This window comes from Streptomyces sp. NPDC006711, from assembly GCF_042869775.1.
Lineage (GTDB): Bacteria > Actinomycetota > Actinomycetes > Streptomycetales > Streptomycetaceae > Streptomyces.
Genome location: NZ_JBIAGO010000008.1, coordinates 233,910 through 257,257, shown reverse-complemented (window position 1 = coordinate 257,257; position 23,348 = coordinate 233,910). Strand labels below are relative to the sequence as shown.

At 71.8% G+C, this 23,348-nt stretch carries 23 protein-coding genes; 9 read left to right on the top strand and 14 right to left on the bottom strand.

Annotated elements, in window-relative coordinates:
• Positions 1-10: 10 nt before the first annotated feature.
• The 3 genes from ACFYM2_RS19125 to ACFYM2_RS19115 are packed head-to-tail and all read right to left on the bottom strand — an operon-like array spanning position 11 to position 1,294.
• Complete coding sequence (locus ACFYM2_RS19125; protein WP_358998228.1) at positions 11-244, bottom strand: DUF397 domain-containing protein; 234 nt, start codon at positions 242-244, stop codon at positions 11-13.
• A 34-nt stretch (positions 245-278) separates the two neighbouring features.
• Positions 279-512 (bottom strand): DUF397 domain-containing protein, encoded by a 234-nt coding sequence (locus tag ACFYM2_RS19120; protein ID WP_358998231.1) that lies wholly within the window; start codon positions 510-512, stop codon positions 279-281.
• Positions 509-1,294 carry a Scr1 family TA system antitoxin-like transcriptional regulator gene (locus ACFYM2_RS19115; RefSeq protein WP_388837421.1) on the bottom strand — a complete coding sequence of 262 codons (786 nt, stop codon included), beginning with the start codon at positions 1,292-1,294 and terminating at the stop codon, positions 509-511. Before ACFYM2_RS19115 ends, ACFYM2_RS19120 begins: the two co-directional genes overlap by 4 nt.
• A 155-nt stretch (positions 1,295-1,449) precedes the next feature.
• Here ACFYM2_RS19115 and ACFYM2_RS19110 point away from each other — a divergent pair, with 155 nt between their 5' ends.
• The 3 genes from ACFYM2_RS19110 (at position 1,450) to ACFYM2_RS19100 (ending at position 3,589) form a co-directional block, all read left to right on the top strand.
• Positions 1,450-1,845, top strand: a complete 396-nt coding sequence (locus tag ACFYM2_RS19110; protein WP_388458529.1) for an ATP-binding protein — start codon at positions 1,450-1,452, stop codon at positions 1,843-1,845.
• Between the two features lie 126 nt (positions 1,846-1,971).
• Positions 1,972-3,159, top strand: coding sequence for a PLP-dependent aminotransferase family protein (locus ACFYM2_RS19105; protein WP_388458531.1), 1,188 nt, complete (start codon positions 1,972-1,974; stop codon positions 3,157-3,159).
• 91 nt (positions 3,160-3,250) lie between these two features.
• Entirely contained in the window at positions 3,251-3,589 is a 339-nt protein-coding gene (locus tag ACFYM2_RS19100; protein ID WP_388837418.1) for a hypothetical protein, read from the top strand.
• Between the two features lie 73 nt (positions 3,590-3,662).
• Here the strand turns inward: ACFYM2_RS19100 and ACFYM2_RS19095 are convergent, their stop codons facing one another.
• Complete coding sequence (locus tag ACFYM2_RS19095; protein WP_388458533.1) at positions 3,663-4,316, bottom strand: helix-turn-helix domain-containing protein; 654 nt, start codon at positions 4,314-4,316, stop codon at positions 3,663-3,665.
• A gap of 58 nt (positions 4,317-4,374) precedes the next feature.
• Positions 4,375-5,142 (bottom strand): DUF4232 domain-containing protein, encoded by a 768-nt coding sequence (locus ACFYM2_RS19090; protein WP_388837415.1) that lies wholly within the window; start codon positions 5,140-5,142, stop codon positions 4,375-4,377.
• A 340-nt stretch (positions 5,143-5,482) separates the two neighbouring features.
• Between ACFYM2_RS19090 and ACFYM2_RS19085 the strand changes: the two genes are divergently transcribed.
• Complete coding sequence (locus tag ACFYM2_RS19085) at positions 5,483-6,910, top strand: helix-turn-helix domain-containing protein (protein WP_388837412.1); 1,428 nt, start codon at positions 5,483-5,485, stop codon at positions 6,908-6,910.
• Between the two features lie 50 nt (positions 6,911-6,960).
• Here the strand turns inward: ACFYM2_RS19085 and argS are convergent, their stop codons facing one another.
• The gene (argS, locus tag ACFYM2_RS19080) at positions 6,961-8,718 is read right to left on the bottom strand and encodes an arginine--tRNA ligase (protein WP_388837409.1); all 1,758 of its coding nucleotides are present in this window, start codon (positions 8,716-8,718) and stop codon (positions 6,961-6,963) included.
• A 178-nt stretch (positions 8,719-8,896) separates the two neighbouring features.
• Between argS and lysS the strand changes: the two genes are divergently transcribed.
• Positions 8,897-10,648, top strand: coding sequence for a lysine--tRNA ligase (gene lysS, locus ACFYM2_RS19075; RefSeq protein WP_358998254.1), 1,752 nt, complete (start codon positions 8,897-8,899; stop codon positions 10,646-10,648).
• Positions 10,649-10,743: 95 nt separating this feature from the next.
• Here lysS and ACFYM2_RS19070 read toward each other — a convergent pair whose 3' ends face one another.
• The 3 genes from ACFYM2_RS19070 to ACFYM2_RS19060 all read right to left on the bottom strand — a co-directional run bounded on the left by ACFYM2_RS19070 (position 10,744) and on the right by ACFYM2_RS19060 (position 13,890).
• Entirely contained in the window at positions 10,744-12,069 is a 1,326-nt protein-coding gene (locus tag ACFYM2_RS19070) for a DUF2637 domain-containing protein (protein WP_388837406.1), read from the bottom strand.
• A gap of 104 nt (positions 12,070-12,173) precedes the next feature.
• Entirely contained in the window at positions 12,174-12,968 is a 795-nt protein-coding gene (locus tag ACFYM2_RS19065) for a DUF3558 domain-containing protein (RefSeq protein ID WP_388837403.1), read from the bottom strand.
• A 34-nt stretch (positions 12,969-13,002) separates the two neighbouring features.
• Positions 13,003-13,890 (bottom strand): DUF3558 domain-containing protein, encoded by an 888-nt coding sequence (locus tag ACFYM2_RS19060; RefSeq protein ID WP_388837400.1) that lies wholly within the window; start codon positions 13,888-13,890, stop codon positions 13,003-13,005.
• A gap of 216 nt (positions 13,891-14,106) precedes the next feature.
• Here ACFYM2_RS19060 and ACFYM2_RS19055 point away from each other — a divergent pair, with 216 nt between their 5' ends.
• On the top strand, positions 14,107-15,300 hold the full coding sequence (locus tag ACFYM2_RS19055) for an RtcB family protein (protein ID WP_388837398.1): 1,194 nt from the start codon (positions 14,107-14,109) through the stop codon (positions 15,298-15,300).
• A 528-nt stretch (positions 15,301-15,828) separates the two neighbouring features.
• On the opposite strand, the gene ACFYM2_RS19050 is transcribed toward ACFYM2_RS19055, so the two are convergent.
• Positions 15,829-16,869: a hypothetical protein gene (locus ACFYM2_RS19050; RefSeq protein ID WP_388837395.1), complete on the bottom strand. Its 1,041-nt coding sequence runs from the start codon at positions 16,867-16,869 to the stop codon at positions 15,829-15,831.
• Positions 16,870-17,452: 583 nt separating this feature from the next.
• Here ACFYM2_RS19050 and ACFYM2_RS19045 point away from each other — a divergent pair.
• The gene (locus tag ACFYM2_RS19045) at positions 17,453-18,280 is read left to right on the top strand and encodes a helix-turn-helix domain-containing protein (protein ID WP_350232001.1); all 828 of its coding nucleotides are present in this window, start codon (positions 17,453-17,455) and stop codon (positions 18,278-18,280) included.
• 66 nt (positions 18,281-18,346) lie between these two features.
• On the opposite strand, the gene ACFYM2_RS19040 is transcribed toward ACFYM2_RS19045, so the two are convergent.
• From ACFYM2_RS19040 to ACFYM2_RS19030, 3 genes are all read right to left on the bottom strand, one after another.
• Positions 18,347-19,111, bottom strand: a complete 765-nt coding sequence (locus ACFYM2_RS19040; RefSeq protein ID WP_350232002.1) for an SDR family NAD(P)-dependent oxidoreductase — start codon at positions 19,109-19,111, stop codon at positions 18,347-18,349.
• 95 nt (positions 19,112-19,206) lie between these two features.
• Entirely contained in the window at positions 19,207-19,542 is a 336-nt protein-coding gene (locus tag ACFYM2_RS19035; protein WP_358998272.1) for a YnfA family protein, read from the bottom strand.
• A gap of 105 nt (positions 19,543-19,647) precedes the next feature.
• Positions 19,648-21,120 (bottom strand): FAD-dependent monooxygenase, encoded by a 1,473-nt coding sequence (locus ACFYM2_RS19030; protein ID WP_388837392.1) that lies wholly within the window; start codon positions 21,118-21,120, stop codon positions 19,648-19,650.
• A gap of 203 nt (positions 21,121-21,323) precedes the next feature.
• Here ACFYM2_RS19030 and ACFYM2_RS19025 point away from each other — a divergent pair, with 203 nt between their 5' ends.
• Both ACFYM2_RS19025 and ACFYM2_RS19020 read left to right on the top strand, forming a co-directional pair.
• Positions 21,324-21,905, top strand: coding sequence for a TetR family transcriptional regulator (locus tag ACFYM2_RS19025; RefSeq protein WP_358998278.1), 582 nt, complete (start codon positions 21,324-21,326; stop codon positions 21,903-21,905).
• A 206-nt stretch (positions 21,906-22,111) separates the two neighbouring features.
• Positions 22,112-22,558 (top strand): MarR family winged helix-turn-helix transcriptional regulator, encoded by a 447-nt coding sequence (locus ACFYM2_RS19020; RefSeq protein WP_388458806.1) that lies wholly within the window; start codon positions 22,112-22,114, stop codon positions 22,556-22,558.
• A gap of 36 nt (positions 22,559-22,594) precedes the next feature.
• Here ACFYM2_RS19020 and ACFYM2_RS19015 read toward each other — a convergent pair whose 3' ends face one another.
• Positions 22,595-23,347 carry a Mut7-C RNAse domain-containing protein gene (locus ACFYM2_RS19015; RefSeq protein WP_388837390.1) on the bottom strand — a complete coding sequence of 251 codons (753 nt, stop codon included), beginning with the start codon at positions 23,345-23,347 and terminating at the stop codon, positions 22,595-22,597.
• Position 23,348: the final 1 nt, after the last annotated feature.

Genomic DNA, 23,348 nt, shown 5'->3' with positions numbered 1-23,348 from the left:
GTCGCTCTGGTCAGAGGGTGGTTACGAAGCCCTGCCATGCGGCTGGGTTCAGGGTGAGGGCCGGGCCCTCCGGGTTCTTGGAGTCCCGGATGTGGATCGCCGAGGGGTGGGTCGCCACCTCGACGCACTGGCCGCCGTCGCTTCCGCTGTAGCTCGATTTACGCCACTCGCAGGCGATTTCGAGGCACTGGCCGCCCTCTTCGCTGCTGTAGCTGGACTTGAACCACGTGCGTTGGGTGCTCATGTCTCTCCTCGCAGCCGGTATACGTGCTTCCGCGTCAAAGGGTGTGCAGGAAGCCCTGCCATGCGGTTGGGTTCAGGGTGAGGGTCGGGCCCTCCGGGTTCTTGGAGTCCCGGATGTGGATCGCGGAGGGGTGGGTCGCTACCTCGACGCACTCGCCGGCGTCGCTTCCGCTGTAGCTCGACTTGCGCCACACGCATGCCATTTCGAGGCAGGCTCCGCCCTCGTCGCCGCTGTAGCTGGACTTGAACCACGTAAGCGCGATGTTCATTGCTCTCCTAGTAGCTGGTCCAACAAGCCTTTAGTTTGCTCGGAGTTGAGGGCCTGCGTTCGCAGCATCGCATATTTCTGCGCGAGGAGACTGACCTCGTCCGGGTCGGAGACGAGTTGGCTGCCCCGCTGCGTCTCGGCGTAACCGAGGTGCTGATGGTCCGGCGTCTCCACGAGGATGAAGGGGCCGTTGAGCCCCGCGTGAGTATGCCTCCCCAATGGCATGACCTGAAGGGTCAGGCCCGGCAGGGAGGCGCAGACACGCAGGTGCCGCAGCGTTTCCGCATGCACTTTGTCGTTGCCCAAGCGGTCCCGCAGGGTCGCCTCGGAGATGACGAAGCTGATTGTCGGCGGTTCCTTCTGGTGCAGTATCTCCTGCCGCTCCATGCGCTTCGCGACCTGCGCGAAGATCTCGTCCTCGCTCATCGCGGGTACCTTGCTGCGGAACACCGCCTGCGCGTAGCTCTCCGTCTGAAGTAGACCCGGCAGTACCTGGTTCTCGAACCAGGACAGCGCGATGGCCTCCCGCTCCAGGTCCATGTACTCCTCTGCCCACACCGGGATCGAGTTGATCTCCGGCATGTTGTCCACCGCCGTTTCCAGAGCGCCCTTCGTGTCGAGGATGCGGTCCAGTGAGCGAGCCAGGTCGATCTTCAACAGGCGACGGCCCTGTTCGATCGAGGCGATCATCTCCTGGTGCAGGAGAGCGCGATGGGCGAGTTCGCGTTGGGTCATGCCAGCGGCTTCTCTGAAGTTTGCCACGAGGGCGCCCACCAACTTCATCGCCGACGTGTTCTTCCCGGCCCGCTTCCTTGGGTGTCGCATGTTCTGTCAACTCCCCACCCCCGCACATTCGTTACGCGCCTGCGACCCGTACAAAAAAGTTGTACGGGTCGGCGCACTGCCCCCGGCAGCCATCCCTCCGCAACCCTCCCCCCATGACCGAGAACGAAATCCGCGAACGCTTCTACCCCCGGCGGCGCCAATCCGTGCCCGGGGCGCGGGAGTTCGCCGAGTGGGCCGTGTCCGACTGGGGGTTCGCGCACCGGCGCGACGACGTGCTGCTCTGTGTCAGTGAGCTGGCCACCAACGCGTTGCTGCACGGGGTGCCGCCCGGGCGGGGTTTTCTGCTGCGGGTGGCGTTGTGCGACGGGGCCGTGCTGCGGGTCGAGGTGCAGGACAGCGGGGGCGGGGTGCCCCGGGTCGCGGACGTGGCCGACGAGGGCGGGCGCGGGCTGCTGCTCGTCGAGGCGCTGGCCGACAAGTGGGGTGTGGGGGAGCGGGACCCGGGCAAGTCGGTGTGGTGCGAGTTCGTGTGTCCCGGCCCGGGCTGAGGCCGGCGGGGGCGACCCGCGCCGAGACGTACGACCGCATGCTGAAATGGCCGGATGTCGTCGGCGGGCCGCTGCGTAGGGTGCCGGGTAGTAGGACGTCCGAGCAACCGACAGGAGCCCCGCCCCATGCCCGCCGCCCCCGTGCCCCCGCTCGCCGCCCGCGCCACGTCCGTCGGGGCCTCCCCGGTACGGGAGATCCTGGCGCTGACCGCAAGGCCCGAGGTGATCTCCTTCGCCGGCGGGCTTCCCGCGCCCGAACTGTTCGACGGCGCGGGCCTGGCCGCCGCGTTTCACGCGGTCATGGAGGAGCAGGCGGCCACCGCGCTCCAGTACTCCACGACCGAGGGAAGCCCCGCGCTGCGCGCCGCCACCGCCGCGCGGCTCGCGGGGCGCGGGCTTGCCACGGAACCCGACGACCTGCTGATCACGTCCGGCTCGCAGCAGGGGCTGACCCTCCTCGCCGCCGCCCTGCTCGAACCCGGTGACGTCGTCCTGGTCGAAAACCCCTGCTACCTCGCCGCGTTGCAGGTGTTCGGCTTCGCCGGGGCTCGCGTCGTCGCCGTGCCCTGCGACGAGGAAGGGCCCGACCCGGACGCGCTCGACGCCCTCGTCGCGCGCGAGCGGCCCAAGCTCTTCTACTCCGTGCCCACCTTCCAGAACCCCACCGGCCACACCATGACCGTCGAGCGGCGCCGGGCCGTCGCCGACGTCGCCGCGCGGCGCGGGCTGTGGATCGTCGAGGACGATCCGTACGGCGAACTGCGGTACGAGGGCGCGCACGTGCCGTGGATCTCCGCGTGCGAGGCCGCCGCCGACCGCACCGTCCTGCTCGGCAGCTACTCCAAGATCATGGCGCCCGGTCTGCGCATCGGCTGGATGCGCGCCCCGCACGACCTGCTGCGCGCCTGCGTCATAGCCAAGCAGGCCTCCGACCTGCACACCCCGACCGTCAACCAGCTCGCCGCCGCCCGCTATCTCGCTGACCGCGATCTCGACGCACATCTCGCCCGGCTGCGGACCGCCTACGGTGAGCGCAGGGACGCCATGCTCGCCGGCCTGCCCGACGCCCTGCCCGACGGCTCCACCTGGAACCGGCCCGAGGGCGGCATGTTCCTGTGGGTCCAGCTCCCGGACGGCCTCGACGCGACTGACCTGCTGCGCAAGGTGGTTGAGTACGACGTCGCGTACGTCCCGGGCGCGCCGTTCTTCGCCGGGGCCCCCGACCCCGCCGCCCTGCGCCTGTGTTTCGCCACCTCGGCGCCGGACGAGATCCGCGAAGGGCTCACCCGGCTCGGCCAGGCCCTCAAGGGGTGAGGAACCCGCCGAGACGGTCGGGAACGCGGTCCGGCCGGGGACCGTCTTGGGGTGCGCGAAGCCCTTCCCGAACCATGAAGGAACCCATCACGTGGCTCTCTCCTCGCGCATCGGTCGCCGGCCGAGCGCGTTCGCGCTCGCCGTCGCTGTGCTCCTGCTCGGCCTCGCGAGCTGGTACGTGTTCTCGGGCCGAGGCGCCGGGCTGCTTCCGCAGAGCAGCTGGGGGCCGTGGCGGGAGAAGCCCCAAGTGAACCAATGGGGAGTGCGGGTGCGGGTCAACTCGTGGGGCAACGCCGCTGAAGCGTATGTGCACATGGGCAAAGCGGAGGACTTCACCCTGAAGGCGTACGGCACGCGCGCCAGTGTCACGACGGAGATGGACGGGACCCGCATCGCCCTGACCCCGGACGGCAGGATCATCGGACAGTGACCCCAGGAACGCGGCACAAGGCGACGTATGCACCCGCCCGCTCGTAGCGCGGCAACCCGCCATCGCCCGTGCGTCAGGCCCTCGGCTTCGCCCGTACGTGCATGCGCTCGCCCTGTCGTCCGAACAGGCTCAGCACCTCCACCGGGCGGCCGTTCGCGCTGCTGAACCAGTGCGGCACCTTGGTGTCCCACTCCGCGACCTCGCCGGGGCCGAGCATCAGGTCGTGTTCCCCGAGGACGAGCCGCAGCCTGCCGTCCAGGACGTACAGCCACTCATACCCCTCGTGCGAGCGCAGGTCCGGCTCGCTTCCCCGGTCGGGGATGAGGAGCTTGTACGCCTGGAGGGGGCCCGGCGCCCTGGTCAGCGGGACGAACGTGCCGCCGTCCCGCGCGGGGCGCGGGCTCATGCGTACCCGGGGGTCGCCCACCTCGGGCGCGCCCACCAGGTCGTCCAGCGGCACCCCGTACGCGGTGGCGAGCGGGAGCAGGAGTTCCAGGCTCGGGCGGCGCTGGCCCGATTCGAGGCGGGACAGGGTGCTCTTGGAGATGCCGGTTCGGGCGGAGAGGCCGGACAGGCTCAGCCCGCGCCGGGCCCGCAGCCGCCTGAGCCGGGGGCCGACCTCGTCCAGTACGGCCTGGTGGGGCGAGGGCTCGGCGGGTGCGGTGCCGGCGGGCGACGGGTCGCTGGGACGGGCAGCTTCGGGCCTGGGGTGTTCCATGCGCGCCATGCGGACATTCCATCCCGAACGTCCCGGAAGTGGCAACGCTCCTTGCCGTTCGCCGTGATTACCACGCGTCGATCGACGACAGGTCCGACTGCCAGTAGGTGACCCTGGCCTGGCTGTTCACGACGGCCACGGGCTTGGCGAGCGAGGCGTGCGCGGCGGGGCCCGTGGAGCCCTTGTCGTCCTTTCCGGTGAAGTACACCGTGATGTGCGCGGACTTCTGCGGCTCGCTGCCGTCGTCCTCGCCCAGGGTGCGGACCATCGCGTACGCCGAGGCGCCGGGCGACAGCGAGACCACGGCCTGCGGGGTGGTGTCCTTGTCCACCGCGATCGGGGACTGCTGGTCGTCGGAGAAGGAGACCGCCGGCGCGTAGTAGGCGTTGCACAGGGTCTTGCCGGTGTTGGTGACCGTCAGGAGGACGTGGTTGAGGGGGCGGGTCACCGGGGTCGCGGTCAGCTTCACGTTGGCGCCGGTGCAGGGCGCGTCGGCGGAACCGCCGCCGGACGCGGGCTTGTCGGCGGACTTTCCGCCCGACTTGCCGCCGGTGCCGGTGCCCGTGCCGGTGTGCTTGGCGGAGCCGGGGCCCGTCCCCTTGCCGGAGCCCGACGCCCCACCGGAACCCGAGCCCGTGCCCTTGCCGCTGCCCGCCGTGCTGCCGGACGCGTCGCCCGGCGCCGGCGTCTGAGGGGCGCCCGTGGCCGGGACGGAGGCGGCGGCCGCCGGCTTGTCGCCCGCCGCCGCGTCGTCCGAGCCGTCGCAGGCCGTCAGGGCGAGGGCGGCGACGAGGGTGGTGGTCGCGGCGGCGGCCATACGGAAGGTGGTACGCATAATGACTGGTGCTCCCCGTGTGAGTGAGTGAACCGGCTCGACGGCGTGATCGCGTCAGCGGTGGTAGTGGTGGATCAGGGTGATGAGGGTGGCGATGGACGCGGCCAGGACGACCACGGCCAGCGAGTCCGCCACGTTGAACCGGATGCGCAATCGCATGTGGTGCTCCCCGGAGCGAGCGGTTCGGCTGCTTGCTGCACCTACCTTGCGGGCCGGTCCGACGACCCGGCAACGAGCGAGGGACAATGGGGGAAGCTGGAACGCTGGAACACCCACTGACCTGGGGAAACGACCTGTCCCTGGAATGCGTTCCTGGGATGGATGGGGAGGGCACCGGGGCATGGCGACAACCGAGTCCGAGCAGTTCGCGGCGCTGCTGCGGGAGTTGAAGGACCGCTCGGGGCGCAGCTACGGAGTCCTCGCGGGCAGACTCCACATGAGTACGTCCACGCTCCACCGGTACTGCAACGGGGACGCGGTCCCCACCGAGTACGCGCCCGTGGACCGGCTCGCCCGGCTGTGCGGGGCGAGCTCCGAGGAGTCCGTCGAACTGCACCGGCGCTGGATCCTCGCGGACGAGGCGCGACGCCGGGCACGGGGCGCGGGCCAGCCGGCGGGTGCGGCGAGTGCGCCGGGTGCGGCTGACGCGGTGAATGCGGCGCAGGGTGCGGACGCGGCGGAGGCGGCGAACGCGGTGAACCCCGCGATCGCGAACGCCTCCGCCTTCTCGGCCCGGGCGGACGCCGACGCCGACGCCGCCGGTGACGAGTTGCCCGTCGTGGAGCGCGCCGGGGCGGCCGACGCGCGGGGCGGGTGGCTGGGACGGCTGGTTCCCGGGCGGCCCCTGGCCCGGCGGACCCGGCTCGTACTCATCGGTGCGGCCGTCGTCGCCGTCGCCGTACCGGTCACGGCGGTCGCCGCGCTGTCCGGCAGGCCCGACGCGAGCGAGACCGTCGCCGACGCCAGGACCTCCGCGCCCCCGGCCACCGGCGACGCGCGTACGCCCGAGACCGAGACCGCGAGCCCGGGCGCGGGCAGGAGCGCGGGCCCGTCCGGCTCACCCTCCGCCTCCGCGTCGCCCTCCTCGTCCTCGTCCGCGACCCCGTCCGCCAAGAGCCGGTCCCAGCAACCCCCGGCGGCGGGCACCCCGGTCAGCGTGGGCGTCAGCTCGTACGACTGGGACACGCCGTGCGGCAAGTACTACCTGCTCGACCAGAAGCCCACCGCCGTGCCGCCGCCCCCGCCCAACGAGCAGGACCGGCGCTCCTGGTCGCGGGCGCTCGGCGGGATCGACGGCGGCAACCTCAAGCTGGAGCTGACCGCGACCGGCAAGGGCGAGGACGCGGTGGTGATCACCGGGATCAACGTGCGGGTGGTGGGGCGCGAGGCGCCGCTGAACTGGTCGGCGTACTCGATGGGTTCGGGGTGCGGCGGCGGTGTCGTGCCGCAGTCCTTCGACATCGACCTGGACGCGCCGCAGCCCGTCAGCAAGCCGGTCGCCGGGCACCAGGGCGACGCGGTGGTGCCGGCGAAGGACTTCCCCTTCAAGGTCTCCACGCACGACCCCGAGGTCTTCGACCTGGACGTGCACACCGAGGGGCACGACGTCAGCTGGTATCTGGAGGTCGGCTGGAGCAGCGGCGAGCGCTCCGGCAAGGTCACCGTGAACGACGGCGGCAAGCCGTTCCGCACCAGCGCGGTCAAGGGCCGGCCGGCGTTCGAGTACAACACGGACACCAACGCGTGGGACAAGCTGACTCAGGAGTGAACCGGCTTGCCCCACGCGGGAGTTGACCCCGGGTCAGGCCCGGGCCGGGGTCACAGGCGCTCGGGCGTGCGGATGCCGAGCAGGGCCATGCCCCGGTTCAGCGTCCGGGCGGTCAGGTCGCACAGGAACAGCCGGTTCTCGACCTGCGCCTCGGTGTCGGCCTTGAGGACCGGGCACTGGTCGTAGAACGTCGTGAACAGCGACGCCAGCTGGAAGAGGTACGCGGCCACCTTGTGCGGCGCGTACTCGGCCGACGCCTCGAAGACCGTGTCGCCGAACGCGTCGAGGTGCAGGCCCAGCGCCCGCTCCGCCGGGGCGAGTTCGAGCTCGGGGCGGGCGGCGGGCGCGGTGGTGCCGGCCTTGCGCAGGATCGACTTGATCCGGGCGTAGGCGTACTGGAGGTACACCGAGGTGTCACCGTTGAGCGACACCATCTGGTCCAGGTCGAACTTGTAGTCCCGGTTCGCCGAGGTCGACAGGTCCGCGTACTTCACGGCGCCGATGCCGACGTAGCGGCCGTTCTCGACGATCTCCTCCTCGCTCAGGCCCACCTTCTCGGCCTTCTCGCGCACGACGGCGGTGGCCCGCTCGGCGGCCTCGTCGAGCAGGTCCTCCAGCTTGACCGTCTCGCCCTCACGGGTCTTGAACGGCTTGCCGTCGGCGCCGAGCACCGTGCCGTAGCCCATGTTGTGCGCGGTGACCTCGTCGCCGAGCCAGCCCGCCCTGCGCGCCGTCTCGAAGACCATCTTGAAGTGCAGCGACTGCCGCACGTCCACGACGTAGATCAGCGAGGTGGCGTGCAGCTCGCCGACGCGGTTCCGGATAGCGGAGAGGTCGGAGGCCGCGTAGCCGAAGCCGCCGTTGGCCTTCTGCACGATCAGCGGGACCGGCTGGTCGTCCTTGCCCCGGATGTCGTCGAAGAACACGACGAGCGCGCCCTCGGAGCGCACCGCGACGCCGGACTCCTCAAGGAGGCGGGCGGTCTCCGGCATCAGGTCGTTGTACGCCGACTCGCCGACGATCTCCTCGTCCCGGACCTCCATGTCGAGCTTGCCGAAGACCGAGTTGAAGTACACCTTCGACTCGTCCACGAACTGCTGCCACAGGTCCAGGGTCTCCCGGTCGCCGGACTGGAGCGCGACGACCCGCTTGCGGGCCCGCTCCTTGAACTCCTCGTCCGCGTCGAAGACCGCGCGCGAGGCCTTGTAGACCCGGTTCAGGTTCGACATGGCCTGCTCGCCGTCCACCTCGCCGGCCGGGGCCAGCTGGCCCGGGTTCTCGATGAGGTACTGGATGAGCATGCCGAACTGGGTGCCCCAGTCGCCGATGTGGTGGCGGCCGATCGTCTTCTCGCCGGTGAAGTCGAGCATGGCGCGCAGCGCGTCGCCGATGACCGCCGAGCGCAGGTGGCCGACGTGCATCTCCTTGGCCACGTTGGGCTGGGCGTAGTCGATGACGGTGACGCCCGGGTTCTCCTTCAGCGGCACGCCGAGCCGGTCGTCGGCGGCGCGCGCGGCGAGGGTGTCGATGATCGCCCGGTCGGCCAGCGTGATGTTGAGGAAGCCGGGGCCCGAGACCTCGATGTCCTTGATCGTGTCGCCCTCGACCCGCTCGACGACCTGGGTCGCGAGCTCGCGCGGGTTGCCCTTGAGCTTCTTGGCCAGGGCGAGGATCCCGTTGGCCTGGAAGTCGGCCCGGTCGCTTCGGCGCAGCAGCGGGTCGGTGGAGCCGGCCTCCGGCAGGGCAGCCGTGAGGGCGTCCGCCAGGCGCTGCTGGACAGTGGAAGCGAGGGAATGGACCGAGGCCATGAGGTGCCGTTCCTGTCGGGAGTGAGGACGATTGCCCTCCGATTCTCCCACGCGGCCCCGGGCCGTTTCTCCCGCGTTATGGGCAACCCCGGAGGCGGTCGTTCCGTCTGGGAGAATGGCAGGGTCGGTCCTGCCGGGCCGACGAGGGCATGACGAGGGCATTACGAGAAAGAAGGACGTGCCGACCGTGGCTCAGAGCAGCACCGAGACCGACTGGGTCTCCCGTTTCGCGGACGATGTCATCGCCGAGTCGGAGCGACGTGCGCCTGACGCCGCGAAATCGCCCGCCGAGGCCCCGGTGATCGTCGTCGCGTCCGGCCTCTCGCCCTCCGGCCCGATCCACCTGGGCAACCTGCGCGAGGTCATGACCCCGCACCTGGTCGCGGACGAGATCCGCCGCCGCGGCTACCGGGTGCGCCACCTCATCTCCTGGGACGACTACGACCGCTACCGCAAGGTGCCCAACGGCGTCCCCGGCGTGGACGAGTCGTGGAACGAGCACATCGGCCGCCCGCTGACCTCGGTCCCCGCGCCGGTCGGCTCGGCGTACCCGAACTGGGCGGAGCACTTCAAGGCCGCGATGGGCCAGGCGCTCGCCGAGCTCGGCGTCGAGTACGACGGCATCAGCCAGACCGAGCAGTACACCTCGGGCGTCTACCGCGACCAGGTGCTGCACGCGATGAGGCACCGCGGTGACATCGACGCGATCCTGGAGCAGTACCGGACCAAGAAGGCCCCGGGCAAGAAGTCGCAGAAGCCCCTCGACGAGGCCGAGCTCGAGGCCGCCGAGGGCTCGGGCGCGGCGGCCGAGGACGACGGCACCGGCTCCACGGGCTACTTCCCGTACAAGCCGTACTGCGGCGGCTGCGGCAAGGACCTCACGGTCGTCACCGCCTACGACGACGACACCACGGAGTTGACCTACACCTGCTCCGCGTGCGCCTTCTCGGAGACCGTCCTGCTCAGCGAGTTCCACCGGGGCAAGCTGGTCTGGAAGGTCGACTGGCCGATGCGCTGGGCGTACGAGGGCGTGGTCTTCGAGCCCTCCGGCGTGGACCACTCCTCGCCTGGCTCCTCCTTCCAGGTCGGCGGCCAGATCGTGTCGATCTTCGGCGGTGTCCAGCCGATCGGCCCGATGTACGCGTTCGTGGGCATCAGCGGCATGGCCAAGATGTCCTCCTCCAAGGGCGGGGTCCCCACGCCGGCCGACGCGCTGAAGATCATGGAGCCGCAGCTCCTGCGCTGGCTGTACGCGCGCCGCAGGCCCAACCAGTCCTTCAAGATCGCCTTCGACCAGGAGATCCAGCGGCTCTACGACGAGTGGGACAAGCTGGAGGCGAAGGTCGCCGACGGCACGGCGCTGCCCGCCGACGCCGCCGCCCACTCCCGGGCCGCCCGCACCGCCGCCGGTGAACTCCCGCGCACCGCCCGCCCGTTGCCCTACCGCACGCTGGCCTCCGTGGTGGACGTGACGGCGGGCCACGAGGACCAGACCCTGCGCATCCTCAGCGAACTCGACCCGGCCAACCCGGTGACCTCGCTGGACGAGGTGCGCCCGCGTCTTGACCGCGCCGAGAACTGGATCACCACCCAGGTCCCGGCCGACCAGCGCACCCTGGTCCGCGAGGAGCCCGACACCGAGCTGCTTGCCTCGCTCGACGAGCAGGCCCGCGAATCGCTGCGCCTGCTCGTGGAGGGCCTGGACTCGCACTGGTCGCTCGACGGGCTCACCACGCTCGTCTACGGCGTGCCGAAGGTGATGGCGGGCCTGGAGCCGGACGCCAAGCCGACGCCGGAGCTGAAGGTCGCCCAGCGTTCGTTCTTCGCGCTGCTCTACACGCTCCTGGTGAGCCGGGAGACGGGTCCGCGCCTGCCCACGCTGCTGCTCGCCGTGGGCGCCGACCGGGTGCGCAAGCTGCTCGCCGCCTGACCGTCCGACAGAGGCCGAGGGCCGTCACCCGGTGCGGGTGACGGCCCTCGGTGCTTGTTCCAAGTGGGCTCGGCCCGCAGCCCGGTGACGGTACGTCAGGCGATGTGGTCCTCGGCTCGCTCGGTCTGGAAGCGCTGCTTGAACTCCGGGTGGAGCTTGCGCAGCAGGCTCGCGCTGTTCGGGTAGGTCACGCCGTATCCGTCGGTGAGGTGTATGTCGAGCACGTCGGCGGCCGGGTAGTCGCCGTTCTGGTTGGCGTAGTCCCGGAAGACCTCGTACGCCGTCTCCGTGAACTCGGTGAACTCCGCGTCCCGCGCCGCCCGTTCGGCGTGCGCCCGCTGCTCGCGCGCGGCGCCGGGCGCCGACGGGCGCGGGTCGGGGACCCCGAGGGGGCGTTCGCGGCCGGGGCCCGAGGGGACCATGACCGGCTCCTGCCGCGGGTCCTGCTGGGGCCCGTGCTGCTGAGGTGCGCCCTCGGCGAAGGCCGGGTCGTACGTGCCCTCGTACACCTCGGGCGAGACGTGCTGCGCGGCGAACCACGGGCTCTCGTGCGTGGTGGGCTGCTCGGGGCCCGCGTGCTCCTGCGGCTCGGGCTCCGGCGCGGGGGCCGGGTCCTGGCGCGCGGGGGCCTCGGGCGCGACGGGCTCGGGTGCGGCGGGCGCGGCCTGGGCCGGGGCCAGTTCGGGCTGTGCCTCGGGGTGGGCGGCCGGCGGCCCGGGCGGCAGCAGGACCGGCTCGATGCCGGCGGCGGCGAGGCCGGCCGGGGCGGTCTCGGCGAGCGGCACGCCGAACTTGGCGAGCCGCAGCGGCATCAGGGACTCCACGGGAGCCTTGCGGCGCCAGGCGCGGCCGTACACGGCCTGGAGGCGCGCCCGGTAGACCAGGCGGTCCTGTTCGAGCTTGATGACCTGCTCGTAGCTGCGCAGCTCCCACAGCTTCATCCGGCGCCACAGCCGGAAGGTGGGAATCGGCGAGAGCAGCCAGCGGGTGAGGCGGACGCCCTCCATGTGCTTGTCGGCGGTGATGTCCGCGATCCGGCCGACCGCGTGCCGGGCCGCTTCGACGGAGACCACGAACAGGACCGGGATGACGGCGTGCATGCCCACGCCCAGCGGGTCCGGCCAGGCCGCGGCACCGTTGAAGGCGATCGTGGCGGCGGTGAGCAGCCACGCGGTCTGGCGGAGCAGCGGGAAGGGGATCCGCATCCAGGTCAGGAGCAGATCGAGAGCGAGCAGCACACAGATGCCCGCGTCGACGCCGATGGGGAAGACGTAGGAGAAGTTCCCGAAGCCCTTGTGCAGCGCGAGCTCGCGGACCGCGGCGTACGAACCCGCGAAGCCGATCCCGGCGATCACCACGGCACCCGCGACCACCACCCCGATCAGGATGCGGTGCGTCCGTGTCAGCTGAGTCGCGGCCACCCGCGTCCCCTCCCCTTGTCAAGCAATTGGCGGGCACAGCCTGGCACATACGTACGGAGTCCGGCCCACAGGGGAGGGCCGGACTCCGTACGGTCGTGCGAGCGCTACTTGTTGTTGGCGGTGGCCACCGCCGCGACGGCCTCCTTGGCCGCGTCGGTGGCGCCCTTCAGGACGTCACCCGTGTCCGGGCCGTCGGCGCCCTGGAAGCCGGCGCCGTTGTAGTCGAGGGTGACCACGGCGTTGGCGGTGCGCACCACGACGACGGCGTAACTGAAGTCCGCGTCGCTCTTCTTCAGGTTGAAGACGATCGCGGTGGCCTGGTCACCGAGACCGGGGACCGGGTCGGACTTCACATTGGTGGCGTCGCTCGTGGAGCGGGCCGAGGAGACCGCGTGGTCGAACTGCTTCTGCGCCAGCGCCTCGCCGCTGCCGAGGCCCGGCGTGGAGTCGTAGCGCTTGAGGTCCACGTCGAGCCAGCGGTACTGCGAGCCGTCGACGCCCTTGTCGTCCAGGCCGTTCCAGGTGCAGCTCGCCTGGGACTGCGGGTCGGCGGTCTTGCCGACCTCGCCCGCCTTCGTCTTCGCCTTGGGAACGTAGGTGTCGATGGTCTTCTCGCCGACCGACTGGCACGCCTCGGGCAGCTTGGCGAACTTCGCCGGGGCCAGGGAGGGCGACGCCGACGCCTGCTTGCCGCCGGAGGCCGAGGAGGAGGCGGACGAGGACGAGGACGAGGACGAGGCCGACGAGGTGTCGGTCTTCTTCTTGGCGCCCGAGTCGGACGAGCACCCCACTGCGACGAGCATCACAGGGACGGCGGCACAGGCGAGGACGCGGGCGAGCCGGATGCGCTGGGCCGGGGCGGGTGCCTTGTGGGGGGTGGCCGGGGCTGATCGGTGCATGATTCCTTCGCTCTTCGTTCTTCGCGCTGGCGCGCTATTCGCTGAACTGCTCGACGAGCCGGCCGGCCAGAGCCTGGGCCTGCCCTTGCAGCTCCTTGCTGTCGGGGACCGCGGCGGCTGCCATGGCCTGGGCGGCGTACTCGATGGTCACGATGACGTTGGACGTACGGAAGACCACTGTGACGGTACGTTGTCCGGCGCCCGTGGCGCCGCCGGTGCCGGCCGGGGAGGCCACGTCGTCGAGGAAGGCGGCGTCGCCGAGGCCGCTGAGCCGGCGCGGCTGGAGACCGGTGTCGGCGCTGCCCGACGGGTTCGGCGCGCCGGGGGTGGCGCCGGCCGGTGCGCCACTCGGGCCGCCGGAGGGCGAGGTGCCGGGCGCGGGCGCGCCGGATGCGGCGCGGGTGCCGGTGGCGGGGGAGCCGGCGGGGGAGGGCGTCGCGGAGGGGGAGGGCGACACGGGCACGGCGGGCGCCGAGCTCGCGGGGGCGGGCAGATGCGCCGCCGTCTCCTTCTTGCCGTACAGCTCCTTGGTCTGGTCGTCGTCGCTCACCGCGGGGTCGTACGACACGACGCGCTCGAAGTCGACCGAGAGTCTGCGCACCCCCTCGGGCGTCTCGTCCTTCCAGCGGCAGCCGACCCGGCGGTCGGTGTCGTAGGTCAGGTCGGCGACGCCCGCGTACTCCTTGGCGGCGTCCGCGTCGGCCAGCGACGCCGCGCCCGGCAGCATGTCCTTGAGCACGCTCTTGCTCACGGCGTGGCAGGGCTCGGGCAGGGTGCGGTACTTGCCGGGCGGCGCGGGCGCCGCCTTGGTCGTACCGCCCTTGGCGTCGGCGCTGGAACCCGCGGGTCCCGAACCGGAGGAACAGCCGGAGGCGAGCGCCACCAGAAGGGCGAGACCGGGCACGTACGCCTTGCGCTGCACGGTGCGAAGGCTCCTTCCAGCAGGACGACGATGGGAAAAAACGGTTGCCGCCGCTGGGCGGTGGCCGGACACAATGTGTATCGCACGTGCACCTGTGAACGCCGGTCCACTGTCCTGGTTGTGGGTTTTGGCGGCGGTTTTTGCCATACGTGCGCTTCAGGGCCTTGGTGCCGTTTTTCTCGCTTACGGGTTTCACTCACGGGGGATCGAAGAATTATGTCGTACACGCAATTGGCCGGGGCGCGGGTACCCATCAGGATGTGGGCCGACCCGGCGTCGGTCGACGAGGGCGCGATGCGGCAGCTGCACAATGTCGCCACTCTGCCGTGGATCAAGGGCCTCGCGGTGATGCCCGACGTCCATTACGGCAAGGGCGCCACGGTCGGCTCCGTGATCGCCATGCACGGCGCGGTCTGCCCCGCGGCGGTCGGCGTCGACATCGGCTGCGGCATGTCCGCCGTCAAGACCTCCCTGACCGCCAACGACCTGCCCGGCGACCTCTCCCGGCTCCGCACGAAGATCGAGCAGGCCATTCCGGTGGGGCGCGGCCTGCATGCCTCACCGGTGGAGCCGGGCCGGCTGCACGGTTTCCCGCTGGCGGGGTGGAGCGGCTTCTGGGAGCGGTTCGAGGGGATCGCGGACGCGGTGAAATTCCGGGCCGAGCGCGCCGCCCAGCAGATGGGGACGCTGGGCTCGGGCAACCACTTCGTCGAATTCTGTCTCGACGAGTCGGGCGCGGTCTGGCTGATGCTGCACTCCGGGTCCCGCAACATCGGCAAGGAACTCGCCGACTTCCACATCGGGCAGGCCCAGAAACTGCCGCACAACCAGGGCCTGGTCGACCGCGACCTCGCCGTCTTCGTCGCGGACACCCCGCAGATGGCGGCCTACCGCAACGACCTGTTCTGGGCGCAGGAGTACGCCCAGTACAACCGCGCGATCATGATGGCGCTCTTCCAGGACGTGGTCCGCAAGGAGTTCAAGAAGGCCCGGGTCACCTTCGAGCCGGTCATCTCCTGTCACCACAACTACGTGGCGGAGGAGCGGTACGACGGCATGGACCTGCTGGTCACCCGCAAGGGAGCGATCCGGGCCGGCGCGGGGGACCTCGGGATCATCCCCGGGTCGATGGGCACGGGCTCATACATCGTCAAGGGCCTCGGCAACGCGGCGTCCTTCAACTCCGCGTCGCACGGCGCGGGCCGCAGGATGAGCCGCAGCGCCGCCAAGCGGGCGTTCACCGCGCGGGACCTGGCCAAGCAGACGCAAGGCGTGGAGTGCCGCAAGGACGCGGGTGTGGTGGACGAGATCCCGGCCGCCTACAAGCCGATCGAGCAGGTCATGGACCAGCAGCGCGATCTGGTGGAGGTCGTGGCGAAGCTCAAGCAGGTCATCTGCGTCAAGGGCTGAGCGGTGATCAGGGTCACGGGCTGAGCGGTGATCGGCGTCCCGGGCCGAGGAGGGCGCGGCCGGGCCGGGGGCCTGGGCCCCCGGCCGCCGCCTCTTCCCGGCCCGCATGCCGGGAAAGCGCCGGTGTGGCGCACGGCTGTGCCATCGGCGAGCCATGGCCTGCCGAGCACTGCCCGTATCACGAGGACGTACCGGGGAGGGGGTCCGGTTTTCGTCCGGGCGGCACTGGCAGAAGCCGCTCGGTGTCCGCGGGACGCCCGGCAGGGCATCGTCTGCCCATGCCCTGCACTGCCGGTTCTGGCGTACGCGGACAACGTCCTCGTGACTACGGACGTTTGGACGGCCGGTTCCTCCCGGTACGGGGGGAGCCAGTGATCGTCCTCCACCAGGATGCAGGACGGGCGCCCGGTTTTCCGCTGAAGATTTATCCGCTGAAAAGTGCAATGGGAAAAGATCCGGCCCGGTGGGCGGGATAGCGGCGGTCCGGTGGCCGAGATGCCGGGCGCGAACCGCGAGGGCCGCGGCGGGTCAGGCCGTGGCCTGGCCCTCGGCGGGCGGGCGGTCGTCGATCAGACGCTCGTCCGACAGGGCCCACTGATAGGTGAGTTCCTGAAGCGTGGACGCCCCGAACAGCTCCCGCAAGTCATGTACCTCCTTGGAAAGGCTGCGCAGTCCGATGCCCAGGCGCTGCGCGGTGAGCCGCTGCTCGATGCCGCGTGCCATGTCGCGCAGGATCTCGCGCTGGAGCGGTGTCGTCCGTGTGCCGCAGCCGCCGGCCGCGCCGGACGCGCCGCTGTGGGGATCGCCGTCCCAGGGGTCCGCGCGCCGCCAGCCCTCCTCGAAGACCTCGGCGATGAAGGCCACCACCGCCCGGTCCCGCACGTGCCAGACGGCATGTCCGGGCGTGGAATTGACGATGTGGTCGGAGATGAACGCCTGCCGCCGGTCGATGATCACGCAGCGCTGGAACTGGGTGACCTGGGTACGGAACTGGGCTCCGCGCGCCGTCATCGTGGCCACGTGGGCGCGGGTCATCGCGTCGTCGCGGCCGGTATCGAGACAGAGGCTGCGGATGTGGACGCCCCGGGCGAGCGCCGCGCTGTCCCTGGCTTCGACGGTCTCCCGGCGGCCCTGGTCACGCGGGCCGCAGGGCTGCGCGGTGAGCAGTTCCGCGCGGGCCCGGCCCACGGCCTGGTCGATCCGGGCGTTGACGAGCTCGGGCTCGCCTAGGAATTCCGAGCCCCGGCCCGAGCGCCACTTGGCGCGCTCGAAGTGCAGGCCGAGCTCGTCGGTGAGGTGGGGGATGCGCGCCGCGAGCGCGGCCCGTGTGGCCAGGTGCCGCAGCTCGTCGTCCAGGCGGCGCCGCCCGGCCTCCTGGGGGTCGAGCGCGATGACCAGGTGGGGCAGGTGCGGATCGGTGCTGACCAGGCCCCACTCGGTGAGCTCGGCGAGCGCGTCGGCGTCACGCTGCGGATCGATGTGCTCATGACGCGTGACCCGGCCGTAGAGTTCGACGGCCTCGGGCGACAGCGCCCGGGCATCGGCCGCCCGACTGTCCCTTTCGCCCATGTTTGCCCCCGTAGCGCCGGTGCGTGTGTGCGCCCTGCGTACGTGCGCATCCGCTACCGCTTGATCCGTGCATGCCCCATCAGCCAGCGTACCTGTGGGGTCTCTCCTGGGGGTGCCTCGGCGACCGGCCACGGCTCGGCCGCCAAGAGCGGTGCCCGGAGGACCGCCCGCACCCCGACCCGTTCCATGAAAGGGCACGCCTCGCCAACCGCCCCCCGGCCCACGCCCCGGTCGTGACGGCCACCGTCCCCGCCGTGCCCTCGGTCCCGCTCCCCCTGCCCCGACGCCTGCGCCCGGGGCCGTCGTGCTGCCGAAAGGGCCGCGCCGACGCCGGTTTACGACGGCCGGGCCGCGCCCCGGGGTCACCCGGCGTGCGCGGCAGAGGCGATCGGCTCCCACAATGGGGCGTACACCGACAATGGAACGTACGCCGACGAGAGGACGCGCGCCGGCCACCCGGCCGGCGCCGGCCACCCGGCCCGGGTCCGATGGCAGAGTCGGGGCCGCGCACCGGGAGCGGCTGTTCCAACCGCGCGGCCGACGCAGACGTCGCCGGCCGCCCGTCACCGGGGGAGAACCACAGATGGACAAGCCCGCTCTGCGCTCTCTGCTGCGCGAGCGCCGCGCGCTGATCACGCCCGAGAGCCATGGGCTGAGCAGACCGACCCGGCAGGGCCGGCGGGCGCCCGGCCTCTCGCAGGCCCAGATCGACCAGATCCTGCACCGCGCCCCCGACACCTACGGACGCCTGGAGTCCGGCCGCTACCCCAACCCGCCCGCCGACCTGCTCCAGGACGTGGCCCGGCTGCTCGGCATGAACGAGCAGGAGTGGATCGCGCTCTGGCGCTACTGCCTCGGCCAGGATCCGCCCTTCCCCCTGCACTCGCAGTCGGGAGAGGAGATCCCCGGGGTGTGGCAGGAGGCGGTCGACGGCATCGGGCACATGGCGTACGTCAACGACCGCTCGTGGAACCTGCTGGCGCACAACGCGTGCTGGGAGGAGATGTTCCCCGACCGGCGCGTGCCGAGGAACACCATGCGGTGGATGGCGCTCGACCCGGGCGCCCGGGAGACCCTGGCCGACTGGGAGCACTCCTGGGCGCCGCTCGTGCTGCCCCAGCTGCGGGCCGCGCTGGCCGCCGACCCCACCGACCAGACGCTGGCGCAGATCGAGAAGGAGGTCCTTGAGGACCCGCTCGCCTCCCGGATCTACAACCGGGCCAGCGCCTACCTCCACCTCGACGGCGACGAGCGCCCCCTCAACCACGCCTCGCGCGGCCCGGGCTGGGTGACGATGTGCGCCGCCCAGCCGATGGCCGCGCCGGGCGCCCGCCTGATCATCCTGGTCTTCCACCCGGGCGAGAAGCGCCGCCACACGCGGATGCCGATGCTGCGGGCGGCCGTGGAGTAGGCCGGGGTGGGGCCGACGCCCGGGCCGGGCGGAAGTTGGTGCCGGGGGCCGCGCGCTCCGGGTCCGCTACAGCTCGCGGTGGACCTTCGTGTTGGAGGCCTGGGCCCTCGGGCGGACCACGAGCAGGTCGATGTTGACGTGGCTGGGGCGGGTGACCGCCCAGGTGATGGTGTCCGCGACGTCCTCGGCGCTCAGCGGCTCGGCCACGCCCGCGTACACCTTGGCGGCCTTCTCGGTGTCGCCGCGGAAGCGGGTCGTGGCGAACTCCTCCGTCTTCACCATGCCGGGCGCGATCTCCACGACCCGCACCGGACGGCCCACGATCTCGAGCCGCAGCGTCTCGGCCAGCACGCGCGCGCCGTTCTTCGCGGCCACGTAACCGCCGCCGCCCTCGTAGGTGGCGTGGCCCGCCGTCGAGGACAGGATGACGACCGTGCCGTCGCCGGAGGCTTCCAGCGCGGGCAGCAGGGCCTGGGTGACGTTGAGCGTGCCGATGACGTTCGTCTCGTACATCTGGCGCCAGTCCGCCGGGTCGCCGGTCGCGACCGGGTCCGCGCCCAGCGCGCCGCCCGCGTTGTTGACCAGCACCCCGATGGTGCGGAACGCGGTGGCGAACTCGTCGACGGCGGCGCGGTCCGTCACATCCAGCGGGTACGCGGTCGCCTGGTGGCCCGCCTCGTTGATCTCGGCGGCCAGCGCCTCGACGCGGTCCTTGCGGCGGGCGGTCAGCACCACGCGGTAACCGGCGGCGGCGAGGCCGCGGGCGGTGGCGGCACCGATCCCGCTGCTCGCTCCGGTGACGACGGCGATCGGGGTCCCGGCGGCAGTCATTCGTGCTCCTCGCGCGCGTGTGGTGAGTACGCCGCCAGGATAGGCGGGGCGTACGACACCGGGCCGGGCCGGTCCGATCCGGGCCGGCTCCGGTCTCAGCGGCCGCGCGGGGCGTACATGATCACGGCCATCCCGGCCAGGCAGATCAGCGCGCCGGTGATGTCCCAGCGGTCCGGGCGGTAGCCGTCCGCGACCATGCCCCAGACGATCGAGCCCGCCACGAAGACACCGCCGTACGCGGCGAGGATCCGGCCGAACTCGGCGTCCGGCTGGAGCGTCGCCACGAATCCGTAGACGCCGAGTGCGAGGACCCCGGCGCCGATCCACACCCAGCCCCGGTGCTCCCTGACCCCCTGCCAGACGAGCCAGGCCCCGCCGATCTCGAACAGGGCGGCCAGGACGAACAGGAGCGCGGAGCGTGCGACGAGCATGGGGTTCAGGGTGGCACGGGTTGTGGCCTGGGTGCTGGGTGTGGGGTACGGGTTGTGCCCGGGGCGCTGGGTGTGGGGCACGGGTTGTGCTGGGCGTCTTTGGTCCTAGGCGTGTCCCGTCCAGCGTTGGAGCGCGGTGTGCAGTCCGGCCGGGTCGGGGCCGTCGCTCGCCCACGCCACGTAACCGTCCGGCCGCACGAGCAACGAGCCCGCGCGCCCGCTCCTCCAGTGCGCGCCGACCACCCCCCCGGGCGCCACGAGCGGGGCGTTCTCGGGTGTCACCAGGACGAACCTGCCCTGCCGCAGCGCCTCGTACAGACGCCCCCGCGCGAGCTCCAGGTCCGGTGCGCGCTTTCCGGCGAGCGGGTGCGCGCCGCGCTCGGCCCGGTAGGCGATGCCGACGCCGCTGATCATCGCGAGCGCCTTGTCGGCGGCGGGGCGTACGGTCTTGAGGATCGAGACGGCCAGCGAACGGACCGTGCGCTGAAGGGGGTTGTGGGCCATCGCGAGCCGGACCAGCGCCCCGCTGCTGCGCAGCACCGACGCGCCGACCGGATGGCGTTCCGCCTGGTAGCTGTCGAGCAGCGCCTCGGGGTCGCCGACCCGGCCGCGCAGCACGGCGGCGAGCTTCCACGAGAGGTTCGCGGCGTCCTGGAGGCCGGTGTTCATGCCCTGGCCGCCGGCGGGGGAGTGGACGTGCGCGGCGTCCCCGGCGAGGAAGACGCGGCCGACGCGATAGGACGGCGCCTGGCGTTCGTCGCTGTGGAAGCGGGAGAGCCAGCGCGGGTCGTGCAGACCGTGGTCGGCGCCCAGGGCCTCGCGGGCGATGGCGCGGATCTCCTCCAGGTCCACGGGCTCGGTGTCGGGGACCTGGCGCTTGCGGTTCCAGCCCATGACCCGGAAGTACCCGTCGCCGAACGGGGCGACGACGGCGAAGGAGTCGCCGGATCCTGTGACCGTGAGCATGGTGTCCGGCTCCCGCTCCAGGCGCACGTCCGCCAGGACGATCGAACGGATCACGGCCGCGCCGGGGAAGGGCAGTCCGAGCGCTTCGCGCACGCCGCTGCGCGAGCCGTCGGCGCCGACGAGGTAGCGGGCCCGCGCCGTCAGGTGCCGCCCGTCCTCGGCGTCGCGCAGGGTGGCCGTGACGCCGTCGCCATCCTGATGGAGCGTCAACAGCTCGGTGGCGTAACGGAATTGGACGCCCTCGGCCAGCGCGCGCCGCTCCAGGATCCGTTCCATCTCGTACTGCGGGGTGACCAGGAGGAACGGGAAGCGCGAACGCAGGCGGGTCAGGTCGAGGGTGGTCCGGCCGAACATGTCCATGTGGTCGACGGCTGTGCCGCCCTTGATCAATTCCTCGGCCAGGCCCCGGGTGTCGAGCATTTCCAGGGTGCGCGCGTGGACGCCGAAGGCGCGGGTCAGGTTGCTGATGCCGTGCGGGCGGCGTTCGACGACGGTGACGCTCAGGCCGGCCGCGGCCAGATCGCCGGCGAGGAGTAGCCCGGTGGGACCGGAGCCGACGACGAGGACGTCGGCGGTCGACGCGGCGTCGAGTGCGTGGGTGGAGTCGTTCATGACTGCCTCCTGGTGCCGACGGTGCTGGTAAAAGGCGCGTGCGGGGCAAGGCGTGCAGGTCAATGCGTGCGGGAGTGCGGGTCAATGCGTGCGGGTCAATGCGTGCGGGTCAACGTGTGTTGGTCAACGCTTGTTGGCCTTTGTAGGAAATGTAGAACCGGTGCCGCTGGCGTGTCAACAGGCGTTGGCCTACATTTGTTGGCATGACGAGCGAAGCCCCCGCCGACGGCCCCCGCCGCACCTCCGGAGCCACCAAGGCCGCGATCCTCGAAGCCGCCCGCGAGCGGTTCGCGGCCGACGGCTACGAGCGCGCGACCATCCGGGCCATCGCCCGGGACGCGGGGATCGACCCGTCGATGGTGATGCGGTACTACGGCAACAAGGAGGGCCTGTTCGCGGCCGCCTCCGAGATCGAGCTGGGCTTCCCTGACCCGGCGGAGCTGCCCGCCGACGGGCTCGGCGCGGCGCTCGTCGCCCACTTCTTCGACCGCTGGGAGGGTGACGACGTGCTGACCGCCCTGCTCAGGGTCGGCGTCACCAACGCGACCGGTGCCGAGCGGGTGCGGGCCGTGTTCGCCGAGCAGATGGTGCCGCTCGCCGCCGCCGTCTGCCCGGACCCGGCCGACGCCCCGCGCCGGGCCGCCCTGGTGTCCTCGCAGATCCTGGGCATGGCCCTGACCCGCTATGTGCTGAGGTTCCCGCCCACGGCCGCGATGTCCCGCGACGAGGTGATCGCATGGCTCGGCCCGACAGTGCAGCGCTATCTGACGGCGGAGCGGGCCTGAGGGCGGAGTGGGCCTGAGGGTGCGGCGGGCCAGGGGTGCCGGGGGCGACGGGCGCTGGGGGCGACGGGTGCTGAGGGCGGCCCGGGCTGGTCGCCGCCGCCCGCCCCACGGCCTCCTTGGCGTCGATCCCTGCGCCGTACACTCTCCGCATGCCACAGAAGAGGAGCGCCGACGGCGTGTCCGGCCCCGGCCCGCGCGGCGATCTGATGCGTGACCTCGGGGCCGTCGCCCGGCGCTACATGGCGTCGTACGCGCTCTTCAACCAGGCGCTCGCCGACCACCTGGGCCTGCATCCGACGGACTTGCAGTGCCTCAACCTGCTGGGCCTCGAACTCGGGCCCGTCACCACGGGACGCATCGCCGAGCTGACCGGCCTCACCACCGGCTCCGCGACCCGGCTCGTCGACCGCCTGGAGAAGTCCGGGTATGTGACGCGCCGCCGCGACACCGGGGACCGCCGCAAGGTGCTCGTCGAGGTGGTGCCCGCGCGGATGGCGGAGCTGGGCGCGGTCTGGGGCCGGCTCAACGGCGCGTGGTGGGAGATGTTCGAGGCGTACGAGGACGACGAGATCGCGCTCATCGCCACGCACATGCGCCGCACGATCGACCTCAGCGCGTCCCAGGCCGAACGCCTCAGGGGCGGCCTGGTCTGACCGACGCGGGGACGCGGCACGGGCTGGTCATTCTGGTTATTCCGGGCGGTGTGCGGCCGCGTTCACGTGGCCGAACTCGCGGACGGCGTCGTCGACGATCGCCTCAAGGCTCGCGTGGTGCGCCCCGCGCCAGTAGACCCGTTCGCAGGAGCCGCACTCGGCGAAGACGTCGTACGCGGCGCGCGTGCCGTGCTCCAGGCGGTCGCCCACCGACTCCTTGTCCGCCTCGCGCAGCGGCGCGTTGCAGGCGGTGCAGCGGGTCCAGGGCGCGAGCTCGGGCGCGAACCTGCCCAGTACGTCCCGCAGTTGGTCCTCGGTGCGGTGGCTGTAGACGTACGCCCCCGCCCACAGCTCCCTGCGGTGCAGCAGGCCCCGGTCCCGCGAGAGCAGCACACGCCGTTCCCGCGCCGAGAGCGCGGCAAGCGCCGGGTCGCCGATGTCCTCGCTCTCGTACGCCGCGTCGACGCCGAGCAGCCGCAACCGCCGCGCGAGTGTGCCGAGATGGACGTCGAGCAGGAACCGGAGCGGGGCGCCCGGTACCCGCTGAGGGCGCTCGACCGCGTGCACCTCGATGAACTCGCCCGCCACCGGGATGTGTGAGACCGGGACCTCGCGGCCGTCCGCGAGCAGCCGGCCGGCCTCGGTCAGGGGGACGCCCAGCGACTCGACGACGTGGCCCAGGGTGGACACGCCGTCGGTCACCACGGCGCTGCGGCCGGCGCGGCGCTTCGTCGGAACGAAGAGCCGCAGCTCAGGGGCGAAGTCGATCTGGATCTCCGGTCCGTTCACG

Coding starts and splice junctions, on each gene's coding strand:
- ACFYM2_RS19120 (WP_358998231.1), bottom strand. CDS start 512: ATGAACATCGCGCTTACGTGGTTCAAGTCCAGCTACAGCGGCGACGAG.
- ACFYM2_RS19105 (WP_388458531.1), top strand. CDS start 1,972: ATGCCCGCCGCCCCCGTGCCCCCGCTCGCCGCCCGCGCCACGTCCGTC.
- ACFYM2_RS19085 (WP_388837412.1), top strand. CDS start 5,483: ATGGCGACAACCGAGTCCGAGCAGTTCGCGGCGCTGCTGCGGGAGTTG.
- ACFYM2_RS19030 (WP_388837392.1), bottom strand. CDS start 21,120: ATGAACGACTCCACCCACGCACTCGACGCCGCGTCGACCGCCGACGTC.
- ACFYM2_RS19045 (WP_350232001.1), top strand. CDS start 17,453: ATGGACAAGCCCGCTCTGCGCTCTCTGCTGCGCGAGCGCCGCGCGCTG.
- ACFYM2_RS19090 (WP_388837415.1), bottom strand. CDS start 5,142: ATGCGTACCACCTTCCGTATGGCCGCCGCCGCGACCACCACCCTCGTC.
- ACFYM2_RS19040 (WP_350232002.1), bottom strand. CDS start 19,111: ATGACTGCCGCCGGGACCCCGATCGCCGTCGTCACCGGAGCGAGCAGC.
- argS (WP_388837409.1), bottom strand. CDS start 8,718: ATGGCCTCGGTCCATTCCCTCGCTTCCACTGTCCAGCAGCGCCTGGCG.
- ACFYM2_RS19025 (WP_358998278.1), top strand. CDS start 21,324: ATGACGAGCGAAGCCCCCGCCGACGGCCCCCGCCGCACCTCCGGAGCC.
- ACFYM2_RS19035 (WP_358998272.1), bottom strand. CDS start 19,542: ATGCTCGTCGCACGCTCCGCGCTCCTGTTCGTCCTGGCCGCCCTGTTC.
- ACFYM2_RS19110 (WP_388458529.1), top strand. CDS start 1,450: ATGACCGAGAACGAAATCCGCGAACGCTTCTACCCCCGGCGGCGCCAA.
- ACFYM2_RS19095 (WP_388458533.1), bottom strand. CDS start 4,316: ATGGCGCGCATGGAACACCCCAGGCCCGAAGCTGCCCGTCCCAGCGAC.
- ACFYM2_RS19115 (WP_388837421.1), bottom strand. CDS start 1,294: ATGAAGTTGGTGGGCGCCCTCGTGGCAAACTTCAGAGAAGCCGCTGGC.
- ACFYM2_RS19125 (WP_358998228.1), bottom strand. CDS start 244: ATGAGCACCCAACGCACGTGGTTCAAGTCCAGCTACAGCAGCGAAGAG.
- ACFYM2_RS19020 (WP_388458806.1), top strand. CDS start 22,112: ATGCGTGACCTCGGGGCCGTCGCCCGGCGCTACATGGCGTCGTACGCG.
- ACFYM2_RS19055 (WP_388837398.1), top strand. CDS start 14,107: ATGTCGTACACGCAATTGGCCGGGGCGCGGGTACCCATCAGGATGTGG.
- ACFYM2_RS19065 (WP_388837403.1), bottom strand. CDS start 12,968: ATGCACCGATCAGCCCCGGCCACCCCCCACAAGGCACCCGCCCCGGCC.
- ACFYM2_RS19050 (WP_388837395.1), bottom strand. CDS start 16,869: ATGGGCGAAAGGGACAGTCGGGCGGCCGATGCCCGGGCGCTGTCGCCC.